14 protein-coding genes are annotated in these 17263 nt (G+C 31.8%); 3 read left to right on the top strand and 11 right to left on the bottom strand.

Going from position 1 to position 17263, the window contains the following annotated elements; all coding sequences use genetic code 11:
* Positions 1–3: 3 nt before the first annotated feature.
* Positions 4–1479 (bottom strand): glycogen synthase GlgA, encoded by a 1476-nt coding sequence (gene glgA, locus ACX0KU_RS10060; RefSeq protein ID WP_472989738.1) that lies wholly within the window; start codon positions 1477–1479, stop codon positions 4–6.
* Positions 1479–3512 carry a 1,4-alpha-glucan branching protein GlgB gene (glgB, locus tag ACX0KU_RS10055; RefSeq protein ID WP_472989737.1) on the bottom strand — a complete coding sequence of 678 codons (2034 nt, stop codon included), beginning with the start codon at positions 3510–3512 and terminating at the stop codon, positions 1479–1481. Before glgB ends, glgA begins: the two co-directional genes overlap by 1 nt.
* 216 nt (positions 3513–3728) lie before the next feature.
* On the opposite strand from glgB, the gene ACX0KU_RS10050 reads away from it, so the two are divergent.
* Positions 3729–4598, top strand: coding sequence for an NAD(P)-dependent oxidoreductase (locus tag ACX0KU_RS10050; protein WP_472989736.1), 870 nt, complete (start codon positions 3729–3731; stop codon positions 4596–4598).
* Positions 4599–4693: 95 nt separating this feature from the next.
* Positions 4694–5602 carry a DMT family transporter gene (locus tag ACX0KU_RS10045; protein ID WP_472989735.1) on the top strand — a complete coding sequence of 303 codons (909 nt, stop codon included), beginning with the start codon at positions 4694–4696 and terminating at the stop codon, positions 5600–5602.
* A 68-nt stretch (positions 5603–5670) separates the two neighbouring features.
* Here the strand turns inward: ACX0KU_RS10045 and ACX0KU_RS10040 are convergent, their stop codons facing one another.
* The 3 genes from ACX0KU_RS10040 to ACX0KU_RS10030 form a co-directional block, all read right to left on the bottom strand.
* The gene (locus ACX0KU_RS10040; RefSeq protein WP_472989734.1) at positions 5671–5916 is read right to left on the bottom strand and encodes a DUF3243 family protein; all 246 of its coding nucleotides are present in this window, start codon (positions 5914–5916) and stop codon (positions 5671–5673) included.
* A gap of 79 nt (positions 5917–5995) precedes the next feature.
* Entirely contained in the window at positions 5996–6643 is a 648-nt protein-coding gene (locus tag ACX0KU_RS10035) for a TetR/AcrR family transcriptional regulator (protein WP_472989733.1), read from the bottom strand.
* Positions 6624–7889: a glycosyltransferase gene (locus ACX0KU_RS10030; RefSeq protein ID WP_472989732.1), complete on the bottom strand. Its 1266-nt coding sequence runs from the start codon at positions 7887–7889 to the stop codon at positions 6624–6626. Before ACX0KU_RS10030 ends, ACX0KU_RS10035 begins: the two co-directional genes overlap by 20 nt.
* 202 nt (positions 7890–8091) lie before the next feature.
* Here ACX0KU_RS10030 and ACX0KU_RS10025 point away from each other — a divergent pair, with 202 nt between their 5' ends.
* On the top strand, positions 8092–8553 hold the full coding sequence (locus tag ACX0KU_RS10025; protein ID WP_472989731.1) for a redoxin domain-containing protein: 462 nt from the start codon (positions 8092–8094) through the stop codon (positions 8551–8553).
* Positions 8554–8658: 105 nt separating this feature from the next.
* On the opposite strand, the gene ablB is transcribed toward ACX0KU_RS10025, so the two are convergent.
* From ablB to ACX0KU_RS09995, 6 genes are all read right to left on the bottom strand, one after another.
* Positions 8659–9507 carry a putative beta-lysine N-acetyltransferase gene (gene ablB, locus ACX0KU_RS10020; protein ID WP_472989730.1) on the bottom strand — a complete coding sequence of 283 codons (849 nt, stop codon included), beginning with the start codon at positions 9505–9507 and terminating at the stop codon, positions 8659–8661.
* Positions 9508–9629: 122 nt separating this feature from the next.
* Positions 9630–11876 (bottom strand): ornithine decarboxylase, encoded by a 2247-nt coding sequence (gene speC, locus ACX0KU_RS10015; protein ID WP_472989729.1) that lies wholly within the window; start codon positions 11874–11876, stop codon positions 9630–9632.
* 311 nt (positions 11877–12187) lie between these two features.
* Positions 12188–13843, bottom strand: a complete 1656-nt coding sequence (locus tag ACX0KU_RS10010) for an L-lactate permease (protein WP_472989728.1) — start codon at positions 13841–13843, stop codon at positions 12188–12190.
* Between the two features lie 121 nt (positions 13844–13964).
* Positions 13965–15083: a 2-hydroxyacyl-CoA dehydratase subunit D gene (locus ACX0KU_RS10005; RefSeq protein WP_472989726.1), complete on the bottom strand. Its 1119-nt coding sequence runs from the start codon at positions 15081–15083 to the stop codon at positions 13965–13967.
* Position 15084: 1 nt separating this feature from the next.
* Complete coding sequence (locus tag ACX0KU_RS10000; protein ID WP_472989725.1) at positions 15085–16347, bottom strand: 2-hydroxyacyl-CoA dehydratase subunit D; 1263 nt, start codon at positions 16345–16347, stop codon at positions 15085–15087.
* A 57-nt stretch (positions 16348–16404) separates the two neighbouring features.
* Positions 16405–17199, bottom strand: coding sequence for an acyl-CoA dehydratase activase (locus ACX0KU_RS09995; protein WP_472989724.1), 795 nt, complete (start codon positions 17197–17199; stop codon positions 16405–16407).
* Positions 17200–17263 lie beyond the last annotated feature (64 nt).

Here is a 17263-nt window from a genome sequence, read left to right as displayed (position 1 = left end):
AAATCACCTCTTAGTGTATATAATCCTTTTAACACGAAAATATTCAGGACTTCTAAACATACTCTCATAAAGCTCTTTATATTCTTTAGCTGATTCATCCCAACTATTGACACTATCCAGTGCTTGAATCACTATAGTTTCCCAAAGCTTTTTATCTTTATAATAATCTAGTGCTGATTCTATAACATATAATAAATCATGTGCATTATTATTAGTGAAACTAAAGCCATTACCTTCTCCAGTAAATTTGTTATATGGTTTTACAGTATCTTTAAGGCCACCTGTTTCTCTAACTATAGGCAAAGCCCCATATCTTAAAGCTATAAGTTGACCAAGTCCACAAGGTTCAAATAAAGAAGGCATTAAAAGTAAATCTGTAGCTGCATATATTCTGTGAGCTAATATATCATCAAAATATATATGTGCAGATACTTTTTCTGGATACTTTTCATTAAGATATTTAAAATACTCCTCGTAATCCTTGTCTCCAGTGCCTAGCACTACAAATTGTATATCTCTATTTATAAATTCTTCACCTATATGCTTGATCAAGTCTATTCCTTTTTGTGCAGTAAACCTTGAAACTATAGCTATCATAGGAATTTTTTCGCTTACCTTAAGTCCTAACTCTTCTTGCAATTTTGTTTTATTAATATATTTATCTTTTAAACTATACTTACTATAATTTTTATAGATATAACTATCCTTTTTCGGATTGTAAATATCATAATCTATTCCATTTACTATCCCTGAAAGATCTCTAGCCCTACTTCTTAATAGTCCATCTAACTTTTCTCCATAATATGCACTTTGAATCTCTTTAGCATAAGTTTTACTTACAGTTGATATCCTATCACTGTAGTTTATTCCACCCTTCATAAAACTTACTTGGCCATGAAATTCTAAACTTCCATCCATATACAAATCATCACTAAGTCCAAAGAGTTCCCCTAATATATTTGGATCATAATTTCCTTGGAATAATATATTATGTATGGTATATAAGACTTTTATGTTCCTATAAAAATCATCTTTTTCATACTGAGTTTTGTATAAAACTGGCACCATCCCTGTATGCCAATCGTTACAGTGAATCACATCTGGCTTCCAGTCCATCTCCTTTAACATCATAAGTACAGCCCTATCGAAAAATGCAAACCTCTCTCCATCATCATAGTAACCATAAAGACTATCTCTAGAAAAATAGTATTCATTATCTATCAGATAATATTTAACTGAATCTACTTCACTTTCAAATACTCCCGCATACTGATTTCTCCATCCTACAGGTACTGTAAAAGATTTTTTAAATTCCATATAATATTTACTACTTGGTTTTATTGTTTTGTACTTTGGTATTACAACTCTTACATCTATACCTAGTGTTTTAAGGTATTTTGGAAGAGCGTATGCAACATCTGCAAGTCCTCCTGTTTTAATAAAAGGATCTGCTTCAGAGGCTATAAATAATACTTTCATTATTCAAATTTCCTTTCTTTGCTCTTTCTATCACTATTCTTTTTACTATTGTTCTTTTTATCACTATGATCTTTATTATTATCATCATTCTTTTCATCATTTATATCATAGATTTTATTCACCTTAAGTATAACTGATGCCATAGGTGGAACTTTAATCTTTATGTGATATTTTTCTATGTGCCATGGTTCTTTTACTGAGTAAAGGGTGCTCTCCATAACTTGTCCTGATCCACCATATTTCTTACTATCCGTATTCAAAAGCTCTCTATACTCTCCTAAGTGTGGTACCCCAATTTTATAATCATAATATACTACTGGAGTAAAGTTACATATAATAATTAAAGTTTCCTTTGGTTCATTTGTATTTCTCATAAAGCTTATAATACTCTGATGGGAATTATCCGCATCAATCCATTTGAATCCATCAACTTTATAATCATTAAGCCATAAAGCTTTTTCATTCTTATATAAAATGTTTAAATCTCTAAAAAATTCTTGAGTAATTTCATGCATCTTAAAATTACTAATTAAATTCCATTCAAGTTCTTCATAATATCTCCATTCAACAAATTGGGCAAATTCGGTTCCCATAAAGGTGCTTTTTTTCCCTGGATGAGCAAACATATAGGCCATAAATAATCTTAATCCTGCGAACTTATTCCAGTAATCTCCCCACATTTTATTCACCAAAGATTTTTTACCATGTACTACTTCGTCATGAGATAAGGGTAATATGAAGTTTTCTGTATAATTGTACATCATAGAAAAAGTTATTTTATTGTGATTAAATTTCCTATGTATGGGATCTAAATTTATATAACTTAAAATATCATTCATCCATCCCATGTTCCATTTAAAATCAAAACCTAGTCCCCCTGACTTTATAGGCTTTGTTATCATTGGCCATACAGTTGACTCTTCTGCAATGATAAGTAAATTAGGTTCTTCTCTATATAAAGCATGATTAAGCTCTTTTAAAAATTCAGCAGCTTCGAGATTTTCACACCCTCCATTTTTGTTTGGTGTCCATTCTCCTTCTTTCTTGTCATAATTCAAATAAAGCATATTTGTTACTGCATCTATCCTTAGTCCATCAATATGATATTCTCTAATCCAAAACAATGCATTTGATATAAGAAAACTCTTTACTTCTGGTTTCCCTAAATCAAAATTTGATGCTCCCCAGCCTTTATTTTCTCCTTTATTTATATCTTCATATTCATAAGTAGGTGTACCATCAAATCGATAAAGTCCATGCTCATCTTTACAAAAATGACCTGGAACCCAATCTAGTATTATTCCTATACCAGCCTTATGTAATTTATTTATAAGATACTTAAAATCCTCTATTGTACCATATCTACTTGTAATAGAATAATATCCCGTAAGCTGATATCCCCACGAAGCATCTAGGGGGTGCTCCATAACTGGCATTAATTCTACATGAGTATACTTCATATCTTTTACATAGGTTACTAGCTTGTCTGCTATTTCTTTATAATTTAAGAACTCCCCATGTTCATCTCTTCTCCAGGAACCTAAATGTATCTCATAAATATTTATTGGAGCCTCATATATGTTTTCAGAGCTTCTCTCCTGCAACCATTTTTCATCTCTCCAGATAAATTTTTTCTTTTTTATAGCATAAGAGGCAGTATTAGGTCTTTTCTCACTATAGATTGCATAAGGGTCAGATTTGAGAACTTTTTTACCGCTTTTTTGAGTTATTTCATACTTGTAGATGAAGTTTCCTTTTAAACCTGGAATAAATAGGGTCCATAATCCGCTATTATTTATTTTTTTTAGAGAGTATTCTTCTCTAGATTCCCACTGATTAAACTCTCCTACTACTCTTACATCTAAAGCTTTTGGCGCCCATACAGTAAATCTTACTCCCAGTCTCCTATTTTCTTTCCCATGATGTGCTCCCATAAACTTATAGCACTCATAATGAGTTCCCTGGTGAAAAAGGTGAATATCATAATCAGATATAATACTTATATTCTTTTCATCAATTTTATTTTCCACCATTACAATTCACAGCCCTTTCTATATACAACTTATCATACATCTTACTATTTTCTGTATGAATTGGTATTTATATTCAATATTTCTTATATATTTTTAATTTATCTATATTATACCACTAAATCCATTAATAATGAAAGTATACTTTTATTATGATATAATAGAAATGATTGAATATCAAACATTTTTTATACATTTTTTTCCATAAGGAGGGTAATAATGAAAGATAAAACTATAGGATTTATTGGAACTGGTGTTATGGGTTCAAGCATGGCTTCTCATATTTTAGATGCTGGATATAAGGTTTTAGTTTATAATAGAACAAAATCTCGTGCAAATTCATTAATAGAAAAGGGAGCTATTTGGAAAGATACTGTAAAAGAATTATCAAAGGAATCTGATGTTATTATCACTATAGTTGGATATCCTAAAGATGTAGAGGAAACCTATCTTGGAGATGAGGGTATACTTAACAATGCTAAAACAGGTACTTATGTAATTGATATGACTACCTCTAAACCAAATTTAGCTAAAACAATTTATGAAAAAGCTAAGGAAAAAGGTATATATTCTCTTGATGCACCTGTATCTGGTGGAGATATTGGAGCTAAAAATGCTACCCTAACTATTATGGTTGGAGGAGATAGCGAAGTCTTTGAAAAAATAAAGCCTATACTTGAAATAATGGGTAAAAATATTATTCTTCAAGGAACTGCTGGTTCTGGTCAGCATACAAAAATGTGCAATCAAATAGTTATTGCTTCAAATATGATGGGGGCATGTGAAGCTATGATATATGCAAAATCTGCTGGTCTTAATCCTGAAGAAGTACTTAAAAGTATTGGTTCTGGTGCTGCTGGTAGTTGGTCACTAAACAACTTAGCTCCTAGAATGATCCAAGGTGATTTTGAACCTGGATTCTATATAAAACATTTTGTAAAAGATATGGATATTGCTTTATCCGAAGTTAAAGAAATGGGAATTACCACTCCTGGTCTTGAACTATCAAAGTCTTTATATGATACCTTAATACAGAAAGGAAAAGGCGACAAAGGAACCCAAGCTTTATTTGATTTACTAGATAAATAACTAGTATGTTAAGAACTTTTCTTTTCTATTTTGAATACTTATATATAATCAAACTATAATTAAAGATTTTAAATTCTTTTTATTAGGGGGGTCCTATGTATAAATTAAAAATAATACTCCCAACTGTTTCTGCAATACTAAGTTCAATGATTATTGGACTTAGTTTATTATTTACTAAAAATGCTGTTGCTATTTTCCCACCTTTACCTACTTTAGCTTATCGTTTTTCAATAGCATTCTTAGTAATGTCTATATTAATATTACTTAAGATAGTAAAAGTAAATTATAAGGATAAAAATCTAAAAATCCTTTTACTCTTTTCTATGGTTCAACCTGTTATGTTTTTTACTTTTCAAGCTTATGGAATGAAGTATACATCTAGTTCAGAAGCTGGCATAATAATGGCGCTAACCCCTATAGTTATTATGGTTATGAGCTACTATTTTTTAAAAGAAAATATAATGATGCGACAAAGGTTATTTGCTCTTCTCTCAGTTTCTGGTGTTATAATTATTTCTATAATGAACGGTGCCACCTCTAAAAACAGTTTACTCGGACCTGTTCTTATATTGCTTTCTGCGATATCTACTTCTGCATATACAGTTATGGCAAGAAAACTGTCAACTAGTTTTACACCTATGGAATTAACCTATGGAATGATGTTAGTGGCTGCAATCTTTTTTAACCTATGTACTTTTATATTTTATAGAGAAACCTTTTCTGCAACTTCTTATTTATCAGCATTACAAAATAGGCAATTTCTTATTACAATTTTATACTTAAGTATACTATCTTCTATCGGGACTTCCTTTTTATCAAATTACGCAGTTTCTAAAATGGATGCTGCTATTGTTGGGATATTTGCAAACCTATCAACTGTAGTCAGTATTTTTGCCGGTGTATTTGTATTAAATGAAAATTTTTATATGTATCACTTTATTGGCACTGTTTTAATTTTGATTGGTGTTATTGGTGTAAATAAAAAGTTTAATAAAACTAACTAAATATTTTTTATAATAATAAAGGAGATGGCTTAGCCCATCTCCTTTATTATTCGTTTTACATTCTTCCTTTACTTATCAGCAATTTTTACAACAAGTTTAGCTAACACATGCCTATCTTCATCGTTTGCAGCATCCCACATCTCTTTCAGAAGTCTTTCTTCATCATTATGAGGATCTACATTATTTGAAAAATAGGTTCCAACCTTTTCAGCTAAATTAGTTATTGTTCTATCAGACATACCTACAGTTTCACCAAGATCAACAGCTTTTCCTAGAGTCTTTCTCCAGTCATTCCAATTATCCATTATATCCATATATATATCTCCTTTTTATTGTGGATATATATATTATTTTATTTTAAGCTAGATTTATGCAATCTGAATGTCGGTAAACTTATTTTTTAGAACTAGATATTCCATACCTTATAAACTCTAAAATTTTATAAGTAACTTCTTCTATATATTTATCCGTCATGCCCTCTTCTTCTTCAAACCCTTTAGCTATAAAATTTGAAGATAAACTATATATTGCCTTTGCTATAAACTTAACATCAATATCACTTCTTAATTCTCCAGATTCTATACCTATTTTTATCATAGGCTCAAAAACTTTAGATGCATCAAACTCCTCAACATCAATTCCTAAAATATCCTTCACTATCTCTATATTTTCATACATCTTATTACCTATTTTATAATATTCAGGTTTCATAAATGCAAACTTAGCTCCTGCTTTAAAAAATTCTCTAAACTCCTCAAAGAAACCTTCTTCATATTTTTCAAAGGATTCAGCTATAAACTTTGTCTTCTCTTCCTTAATAATAAGAATTATATATCTGTATAAATCTGTTTTATCCTCAAAATAATCATAAAAACTACTTCTTGGAATCTTTGCCTTATTTACAATATCTGAAATTTTTACTTCATTAAAAGATAGATTAGAAAATTCACTTATTGCTGCATTAATAATATGTTCTTGCTTTTCTTTAATTAGTTTAAAAAATGTTTGCTTTGGCAAATAATCAACTCCTAAATCCTTCATGAACTTCTTCTATATATTTTACAGCCTTTTCAAGACCTTTTTCAGCTTCAATAATAGTTTTAATATTTTTAGCATTATCTATATATTTTTTATTTTCCATTTCCTTAAGTGCATTAGCTAAATCAGTTATTTTAAGATCTTTTTCTCTTAATGGTTTTATAGAATATCCTTTAATGTAAAGTCTATTAGCCCAGAATGGCTGATCTACTGTAAATGGCATAATTAATTGAGGTGCTCCACTTATAAGAGCTTCAGCCATTGTACCAACTCCACCGTGGTGAATTATACCTTTAGCCCTTCTAAATATTAGTCTGTGAGGTGCTTTTTCTACTGCAAAAATATCACTTTCATCCTCAAACTTCATACCACTTGTTCCTGTTAAGATAACAGCTCTATTATTAGTTTCTTTTATCGCCTTAACAAGCTTTTCTTTAAACAATGTTGGATTTTTAAGAGGCATACTACTAAAGGATATAACAATGGGTTTATCTCCACTTTTCAGGAAATGTTCAAGTCTCTCATCAAGTTTTTCTTCATTTAAACTTAAGAAAAAGAATCCTGAAAGAAACACTCTGTCCTTCCAACTCTTAACTTCCTGAAAAAGAAATGGACTAATTGGATATATTATAGGAATATTTTTATCTTTAAGTTTAAATGTAAGTTCTCCTGTTTTTCTTTGAGGAAGATTTAATAATTCTCTTCTGAAGTCATTTATATCTCCTATAAAAGATGATTCACTAAAAGAAATAGCTTTGTAAGTTAACTTATTTATAAAAGGCCCAAAATTCCCTTTAGAAGATATAGCAAAATTAGGGAACTCAGTTATAGGATACATTATTGGAACTGGTGACATACAAATACAAGGAATATTTAAATAATCTGCAATATCTACGGCTCCAAGTGCTTTAGGATGATATATTATCATATCTGATCCTTTTGACGCCTCTAAAAAGTCATCCATACTTTTTCTATATAAAGGCTTAATTATTTCTTTTGAAAATTTTAGCATCTTGAAAATATTATAATTACCACCATTAAAAACTTTTCTACCTTCCTCACTTTCCATAATAGCCATTAAGTCGGATGCTGCCTTGTGGAAGCCTACACCGTTCTCTTCTATAAAACTTTTAAAGGTTTCCCCTGTACATATTAATGCCTCATGACCATTTTTTATAAGTTCTTTTGAAAGTGCTACATATGGTTGAACATCACCCCTACTACCTAAGGTCAGAAATGTAACTTTCATGATAGGTACCTCCTATAAACAATTACTTGTGAATAATCATCCGACGATAATGTCGTCGCAATATAAACATAGCTGTTTATATTGTTATTGTCAAGCTAAGATTTAGATTTTCTTCTTTTCTACTACCTTATAACTTACATAAAACTTATCTATCTAGGACATCTTATATATATATTTACGTATTAGAAAGGAGTATATACTAATGAAAGTTATTGCAGTCGGTAGTGATGCACCAAATTTCACTGTAAAGGATATTAATGAACAAGATATAAGTCTTTCAAACTATCGTGGAAAGAAGGTATTGCTCTCTTGGCATCCACTTGCCTGGACACCAGTTTGTACCGATCAAATGAGATCCTTAGAAAATAATTGGGAAACATTTCAGAAGTTAAATACAGTTCCTCTTGGATTTAGTGTTGATCCTTCTCCTTGCAAAAAAGCATGGGCAACAGCACTTGTAATTGAGAATATAGCTCTTCCTTCAGATTTTTGGCCTCATGGAAAAGTTGCAAAAGAATATGGGATATTTGACGAAGCACTTGGTGTCTCAGATCGAGTAAATATTATAATAGATGAAAATGGCAAAGTTAAATGGGTTAAGGTTTACCCACCTGAACAGTTACCCGATATAAATGAGGTTATACAAGTTTTATCTAATATGTAATTAACATATTAAAGGTGATATATTATAAACCAATTTAACGTTTATAATATATCACCTTTTTCTACGGATAATTATACTATGTAAGGAATTATAAAATTTGAATTTCTACAATATTTTTACCCATATATTCATGTTTTCAAACTGACCACAAATATGACAGTGATTTATTAATCTACCACCATATGCATAATCATGCTTTGCAAATACAATATTCATTCCAGTTGAAGTGGCTCTAGCTGTACTATAGAGTACTTTATAATCTCTTGATTTTAAATCTCTTTCAAGTTCAAAAATTAAATGTCCCATAAGTCCAGATCCTCTGTGTTCTTTAAGGGTTGCACAATCTGTCATTTCTGAATTTAAATTAATAGGATCTATATCAGCAGAAGCTGCACTTACTATCTTATTTTCATAAAGGGCTACTTTAAAAAATACATTATTGTCCATAGCATATTGAATATAATTTGGATCATTCATAGGTGACGGATAAGTTTCAAATACCTTATCATATAATTTTGCTAATTCATTTGCATCTTCTTTCATTCCATCTCTAATAGTATACGCTTCATAATTTGTATGAGTATAGTCTTGGCTAATATACTCTCTTGATATAATGAGGACTTCTTCTTCTTCTGGTAAAGTCATACTCATTTTTCGTTCTGGTGTTATAAATTTAGATAAAAGATATCCTGGTTCACCTTTAATAAACTGATCAATTTTAGCTTCTATTATAAAGCCTTGCTCCTTAAATATACTTATATCTTCTTTAGATATTATAGAAAATATCTTTCCAATAGTATCTTTCCTAGAATAAAATTTAAGTTCATCCATTAGATTTTCTAAACTACCTTTAAAACTTACAATTTTGATTCTTTGATTAAATGTATCAAACTTAATTCTAGCATTGCCATCCTTTGTCTGTATTTCTTCTATTTTAGGTATATCTAAAAGCATATCTGCACTTCCTTTACTTTTGTTATAATTTATATATGTGCACTTTTATTTAAATTATTCAGATGTAACTAAAATAAAAACTTCTAACCATTTTTAAGATTGGTTAGAAGTTTTATAGTTCATTATTGTTTATCTAGTACATATCCATATGCTTTAAAGCCATCTTCTTCTTTTTCTAAATATACTCCTTGAATTTCTGGAGCAAAACCTGGAAATTTATTAATTCCATCTTCTAATATTAAGAAGTATTTTTGGGCAACACTACACCATCTTTCCCCTGGAACTACACAAAATACTCCAGGTGGATATGGAAGAGCACCTTCTAGGGCTACTTCACCTAAAATTTTATCTAAAGGAACTAGTTTAGCATTATTTCGTACGAGCTCCCATTTAGCTTCTTGAGGACTCATTACTCGTTTTCCTCTTGAAACCTTTTGAACACCATCTAAAGCTGATGCCACTTCATCTAAGGCTTCCTCATTAACATTATGATAACTTACTTCACTATCTGCAAAGGAAGCTGCTCTAAATAAATTCTTTTGATATGTCTTTGCATCATGATTCTTATAAAAATCATGCATCTCTTGACATAGCATTCTTATTGTATACTCTTTATAACGCTCTATATTGCTATTATAAAGTTTTGGCAATACATCACTTAATAATGCATCTTCTAATACAAGCTCTTCAAATCGAGCAATTTCTGATACAAGTCTATTCATCTTTTCAGGAGTTTCTGCTGGAGTTAATAAGAACAATATAGAGTTCAAATCACTTTTTTCTGGTATAATTCCATGTTCTCTTAAATAATTTGCAAGAATATTTGCAGGTATACCAAACTCTTCATATTCTCCACTTTCAGCATCAATTCCCGGTGTTGTTAACATAAATTTATTTGGGTCAACAAAATATTGATTCTCTCCATATCCTTCAAAAGAATGCCATTTTTCACCTGGGCGAAACTTAAAGAATTCTATATTATTTGCAATCTCTTCTGTATCATATTCTTCCCATCTCTTCCCGTTTACAACTGGTGGGATAAATGGTTTCATTAAAGTACAGTTTTTTATAACTTCTTTTCTAGCTTCCACACCCATCTTTACACACTCTGCCCATAGTCTCTTTCCTGCTTCACCTGCCTGCATTCTTGCATTAACATCTAGTGTTGCAAAGAGCGGATAAAAGGGGCTTGTAGAGGCATGTAGCATATATGAATTATTTAATCGTTTATGCTCTACATAACGTTTTTGACCTTTAATGTGATTATCTTTCTTATGAATTTGGGATGCTTGTGAAAATCCAGCCTGTTGTTTATGAACAGATTGAGTTACTAATATTCCCGGATCATCTTCTTTCAAATCAAGTAATAATGGTGAGCAATCTCTCATCATAGGAATAAATTGCTCATATCCAACCCAAGCTGAGTCAAATAAGATATAATCGCATAGATGTCCAATTTTGTCTACTACTTGTCTAGCATTATAAACTGTTCCATCATAAGTTCCAAGTTGAATTGCAGCAATTCTAAAAGGCCTTTTTGCATTAGCTTTCTCAGGGTCTACTTTAGCTATTTCTTCTCTTATATAATGTTCATCAAAACAATGCTCGTCAATACCACCAATAAATCCAAATGGGTTACGAACAGTTTGAAGATATACAGGATTACCTCCTGATTGAACCAAAGCTGCATTGTATATTGATTTATGATTATTTCTATCAAATAAAACTAGATCACCAGGAGCAACTATTGCATTTATAACTACAGCATTAGCAGTGCTAGTTCCATTCATTACAAAATAAGTTTTATCAGCATTGTATACTTTAGCCGCATATTGTTCAGCTTCCATTGCAGGGCCTTCATGTATAAGCAAGTCTCCCAGTGCAACATCCGCATTGCAAAAATCTGAACGAAAAATATTCTCACCATAAAAATCATAAAGATATCTTCCTGCTGGATGTTTACGGAAATATTGTCCTCCTTGATGTCCTGGGCAAGCAAATTGTAGATTTCCATTTTCTACATAGTTACTTAACATTTTAAAAAAAGGTGGTAATAGATTTTCTTCGTACTGCTTTGCAGCAGTTTCGATGTCTCTATTAAATGCTTCTGCATCAAAATTATTACCATCAATTACACCATAAACTTTTTTTACAGATTCACTGCTAAGCTTATCTGAAACCTTCGAAATAAGAAACACTGGAATTTCAAACTTTGTGTTATATATTTCCTCAATAATATCCTTATCCGAATCAGTTACTACAACTACAGCTACATCTGTATAGTCAGTATCCTTAGCTAAAACTACATCTCTCTTAGTACTAATGTAATTCTTAGCCTCTATGGTGCAAGCAATTTTTAAATGTTTCATCGATCTACCCCCAATATATTTATATTAAAACTGAACAATTATTAATATGATTTATATCTGTAAAAATACCTTTAATCCTCAATTCTACAAGGTAAAAATATAATTATAAAATAAATTCACTTATACAGAATATCAATAATTTATTAAATTTACAACATATAATTTTTTGAAAAATTTCCCTTAAGTTTTTTCAAATTTTTGCACATAAAAAGAACTGCCTCATTGCTGAGACAGTCCTTAAAATATGATAATTTATTATGCTTATACTAAGTTGTTATTATATATATATAATAACATAGATTTATGGTATTTTAGAATATACCTGGCATGAATACTTTAACAATAATCATAGCGGCAATTCCTGATAATACACAATAACCTATACAAATTTTCATATTATTTCTTAGAACTTTTCCTTCTTTACCCATTAATCCAACTGTTGTTAAAACCGCAACAACATTGTGTACGCAGATCATATTTCCTGCTGCTGCTCCATTAGCTTGTAGAGCAAGTATTGGTGTAATTGGAAGTCCTATTTCCTTAGCTGCGCTTAATTGTAATCCTCCAAACATAATGTCTGAAACTGTAGCACTACCTGAAATAAATGAACCTAGTGATCCTACGATTGGTGCTACTATATACCAAGAACCTCCTGCTATTCCTGCTGCAGCCTTAGCCATAACAATTAGCATAGAGTCTGTACCTGTAGCTGCACCTGAATTCATTAATATATAAGTCATACCTAATGCAAAGAATAATGCTATTGCCGCTGACTTAATTTGTCCTAATGTTTCTCCCCAAGCTTTGAAAGCTTCTTTTGAATCAAGTCCATGCATAGCTGGAATTAATAATGCAACTAACATAAATGGTATAATTCCTGGGTTGTATAAAGGTGTGATACTTCTGCTTATTGTTGTTCCAAGGATGTTGCTCCATCCTATGCTCCACACTTTAAGTAATGGAGTTACACCTAACCATTTTAAACGTCCTATTAATAGTAATACACCTATTAATATATATGGTCCCCAAGCTTTAGCAGCACTCATAACTTCTTTATTACCATCTCCTGAAACACCTGGTTTAATATCTCCTACCCAGTCTTCATCCCATTGATCCATAGGTTTGAAATCCCAGTTAGACTTAGGTATAAATAATCCTTTTTTAATTGATATAACGAATATTGGTATTGCAATTAATGCTCCTAATAATGATGGAAGTTCTGGTCCAACAAAATTAGCAATTAGTACTTGTGGTATTGTAAATATAAATCCTCCGAATAATGCCAATGGTAATACTTCTAATCCTTTTTTAATGCTCTTGTCTATTATTAAAGTCATAACACAAACCATAACTAGAGGAATAAAAGAACCTACAACGAAATCTAATAGACCTGCAAATCCACCTACTGCTTTTAATAATTCAATTATACCCTTTGTATATCCTGATTCTGCTGCCATTGCTTCTAAGTTGTTAAATCCACCTATTATTGGTGTACCTACTGCACCATAAGTAACTGGTGTACTGTTACCAATTAATGCAACCATTGCTGCTACTAGTGGAGGGAATCCTAAACCAACTAATAGAGGTGCTGCTACTGCTGCTGGAGTTCCAAATCCTGCTGCTCCTTCAAAGAAAGCTCCCATTAAGAAACCAATGATGATAACTTGAACTCTTCTGTCTGAAGATACAGTTGCCATTGAGTGAGCTATTCCATCAATACCGCCACTCTTTCTCATGATTGCTAGTATTAATAAGGCACCATAAACTATTATTAATATATCAATAGTATTAATACCTCCACTAATAGTAGCTGCTGCTATCCATTTGCTTGGCATATCCCAGAATATAGTTGCTATAATAGCAGCCAAAACAAATCCTACAGGCATAGCCTTTGTTGATGGTAAGTTAAACCCTAGCATTAATATACCTATAACAAGGATAGGTACTAAAGCAATTAGTGCTAACATAATTACACACTCCTTTTCCCTTTGTAATTTTATAGTAATAAATTTCAAATCCAAAATAATAGTATCCATTCCTACCCTAATTAATAAGGCAGGGACGGATACATTATTATTTCTTTAAAATTTAAACCATTTCAGCGAAACTTTGTACCCTAGTTTTAATTTGCTCGAAAGCTGTTGCTTCTTGATCGATTTCTATATATAAGCTCTTAATACCAGCTTTTTCAAGTTCTGCATAGTATATTGGGTAATCCCATTCTTCTGGGTCACAGAATTTCATCATACAGACAACAACTGCATCTGCTTTATATTTATTAACTGTATCGATAAGCATTTGGCCTCTTGGTTTTTCTGGATCTGTTGCAAGAGAACATCCGTCAAAATCTTGCCACCATTTAGCTAATCTATATAATGGGTCTGATCCTGCTGGTACATCTATTCTAAATTGTCTTGTTTCTTGTGCAAGATCGTCTGCAACTATAGCTAATCCATTTTCTTTGAATATTTCTAATACTTCATTTGGTTCAGCAGTAATACCAGTTAATACAACCTTCTTACCAGTCCATGGCTCAACAGGTAATGCTTTAACTTCTGCTATTAATTCTTTTACTAAAGCTGTGTGTTTTGATTTTTCCATAAACCATCTTGCTTTAATTACAGCATGACGTTTGATTGGGTCAATAACTTGTGGATACTCAGCAGCAAGTTCTGAGAATTCACGCATAGCTTTACGGTTTTCGTTGTATATTTCAATACTATTGTTTATTGCTTCATCTGTAATTTGGATGTTTAATATTCTTTCAAGTTTTTGACGAACAAGCTTGAATTCTTCAACAAGGAATGCATTTGAAACTTCTAATTTTCTGTTTTGTGGGTGAGTAAACACGATTACAGGTGATGTACCTTTCCACTTTTGGCTGAAGTTCTTTAATGTATCACATGGTACTGAGAAAAGTATAGCTTTTAAGTCGTCATATGCACCTTCAAGTGAAAGTTCCATAACTGATTGCATTATTGAACAAGCAAATGGTGGGAAATATGCACGAGCTTTAGAAATACTCTTTTGTCCTCCCCAGATACCTATTGGAAGAAAACCAGCTGCATGTATTAATTCTTCTGGAGCGTAAACAGGCATTACACCTACTGCACCTTTACCAGTTTCTTTTGTAAAATCTTCTATAGCTTTTCTAGGATTGTTTGAAATTTGATCTAATTCTTGTATAATACTATCTATTTTACTCATATTATTTTTGTCCTCCTTGCTCTTGATTCATCATTTCCTCTAAAGCTTGAACACGTGTTTCATATTGTGCTGGAGCGTAGTTACGAGGATCAGTTTGGTCTCCGTCAAAGCTTACATATGGTAATCCATTTCTGTTTTGGATTATTTCAGCTGTTTCTACGTTTAGTAAGCTCATTAACTTACAGCTTCTGTTTTGGTGATAGATGATACCGTCAGATTTTCCGTTTTCAACTATATCGCCAAGAACTTTTACTTTGTTTTGAACACAAGTATTGATATATATTCTAGTGTAAGCTTCTGCCATTGAACTCATATCTCCTGGAGTATAAGTTAAGTTCCAAAGTCCTGGATATGCAGAACCAGTCATTATAGTTCCTTCATTCTTTAATGTTTTAAATGTATGTCCAAGGTGTGGCCAAACAGCTATACCTTCCCAAGTTATACGTTTTTGCTCAGCGCCTTTGAATGCATAGATACCATTTTTCATATTTTCATCTAATTCATCAGCAAACTTCTTAAATGTGATTTCAGCATATTCTAAACTTCTAGCACAAACAATAAGAGCCATGAAGTTGAAAAGATCGAAACCATTTAATGGAGATGGTTTGTATTTTAACATATCAGCTAATCTGTTCCATTGACCAACTGAACGTTGAGTTTGTTTTTGTACTTCTAAGAATTTATCGTAGTCAAATTTCTTTCCAGTAATTTCTTCAAGTTGAGAAATTGCCTTTCCAAATTGTCCTACTATATAATCTTTAGCGTATTGTGGAATTGGCATTGTGTGGTTAAATGGCACGTCGATTATTATGCAAGGAATATTTAATTCTTTTGCAAGATTTTCATACCATTTAAGTAATGTATTACAAATGTTATTACATGTTATTACAAGGTCTGGAAGTGGTACATCTGCAGCTGGAGAATTTTTAAGTTTTTCAGGTGTAACTCCTGTTGCTGCTTTTTCTTTTAAAAGTTCCATGTATCCCATGTTTACTCTTCCATAAGAACATGTATCTAATGAGTATCCTTTTTGGTCTGCAACTTCAAGCATATCCATTGCACCTTTTCTTGCTCCTATACCAGCAGCGTGTGTTTCAGGATATACCATTGCAATACCCATAGTTACACAAAATTCTGGTGGTGCAACTGATGCTGACCAACAAACTAGTCTACCTTCGGCTTTGGCTTGTCTTGCTTCTTCATCTAATTTTTCTTGATAGTAAGCTAATAACTGTTTTGAATTCATAGTTGATATATCAGTCATTTTTTACCCCTCTTTTCTTTTTTTTTTAAAATTTTTTAATATATAATTAAATAATTTTTAAGCTTCATTAACTACCTTTTTACTTGCTTCTATATAAGCAAACAACGCTGCACCAAGTGCACCTGTGATTTGCGGGTTTGGCGCTACAATCACTGGTCTTTTTAGTTCTCTACTAATTGCTCTAACAACTCCTGCGTTTTGTGCAACACCGCCACACATAACAACATCATCTTCTACACCTGCTCTATAAGCAAGTCCACAAGCTTTGCTAGCAACTGATTGATGAACACCAGCTACAATATTTTCTATGGAAACTCCTTTTGAAAGCTGAGATATTACTTCAGATTCTGCAAAAACTGTACACGTACTACTAACAGTAGCAGGCTCTGTTGCACGTGAATCGTATTCTGCCATTTCACTAAGCTCAACTTCTAAAACTCTTGCCATTACATCTAAGAAACGACCTGTTCCTGCAGCACATTTATCATTCATAAAGAACTGCTTAACTCCACCGTCATTGTCAAGTTTGATTGCTTTAGCATCCTGACCTCCAATGTCGATAATCGTTTTCGCTGTTGGTACTAAGAAAGCGATTCCTTTAGCATGACAGCTTATTTCACTCATTTGCTTGTCTGCATCTTCTATTGCAAACCTTCCGTAGCCTGTTGCTACAACTGTTGTCATATCTTCCATATTAAGTCCTGTTTTTGAAAGAGCTTGTTCTAAAGCACGTTTAGGGCCTGAAGAACCAGTTCCAACTTGAATTACTTCTCCAGCAACAATATCTTTTCCATCTTTTAATATTACAACTTTTGAAGAAGCTGAACCAACATCAATTCCCATTGTATACATAGCGTATCTCCCTCTGTCTTAGTTATTTTTCTTTTTTCAAGAAAAATATATTTCAAAGCTTCAC

The sequence above is a fragment of the Clostridium sp. X genome, from assembly GCF_055755365.1.
Note: the sequence above shows the minus strand (reverse complement) of the source record. Positions and strands in the feature narration are given on the sequence as shown.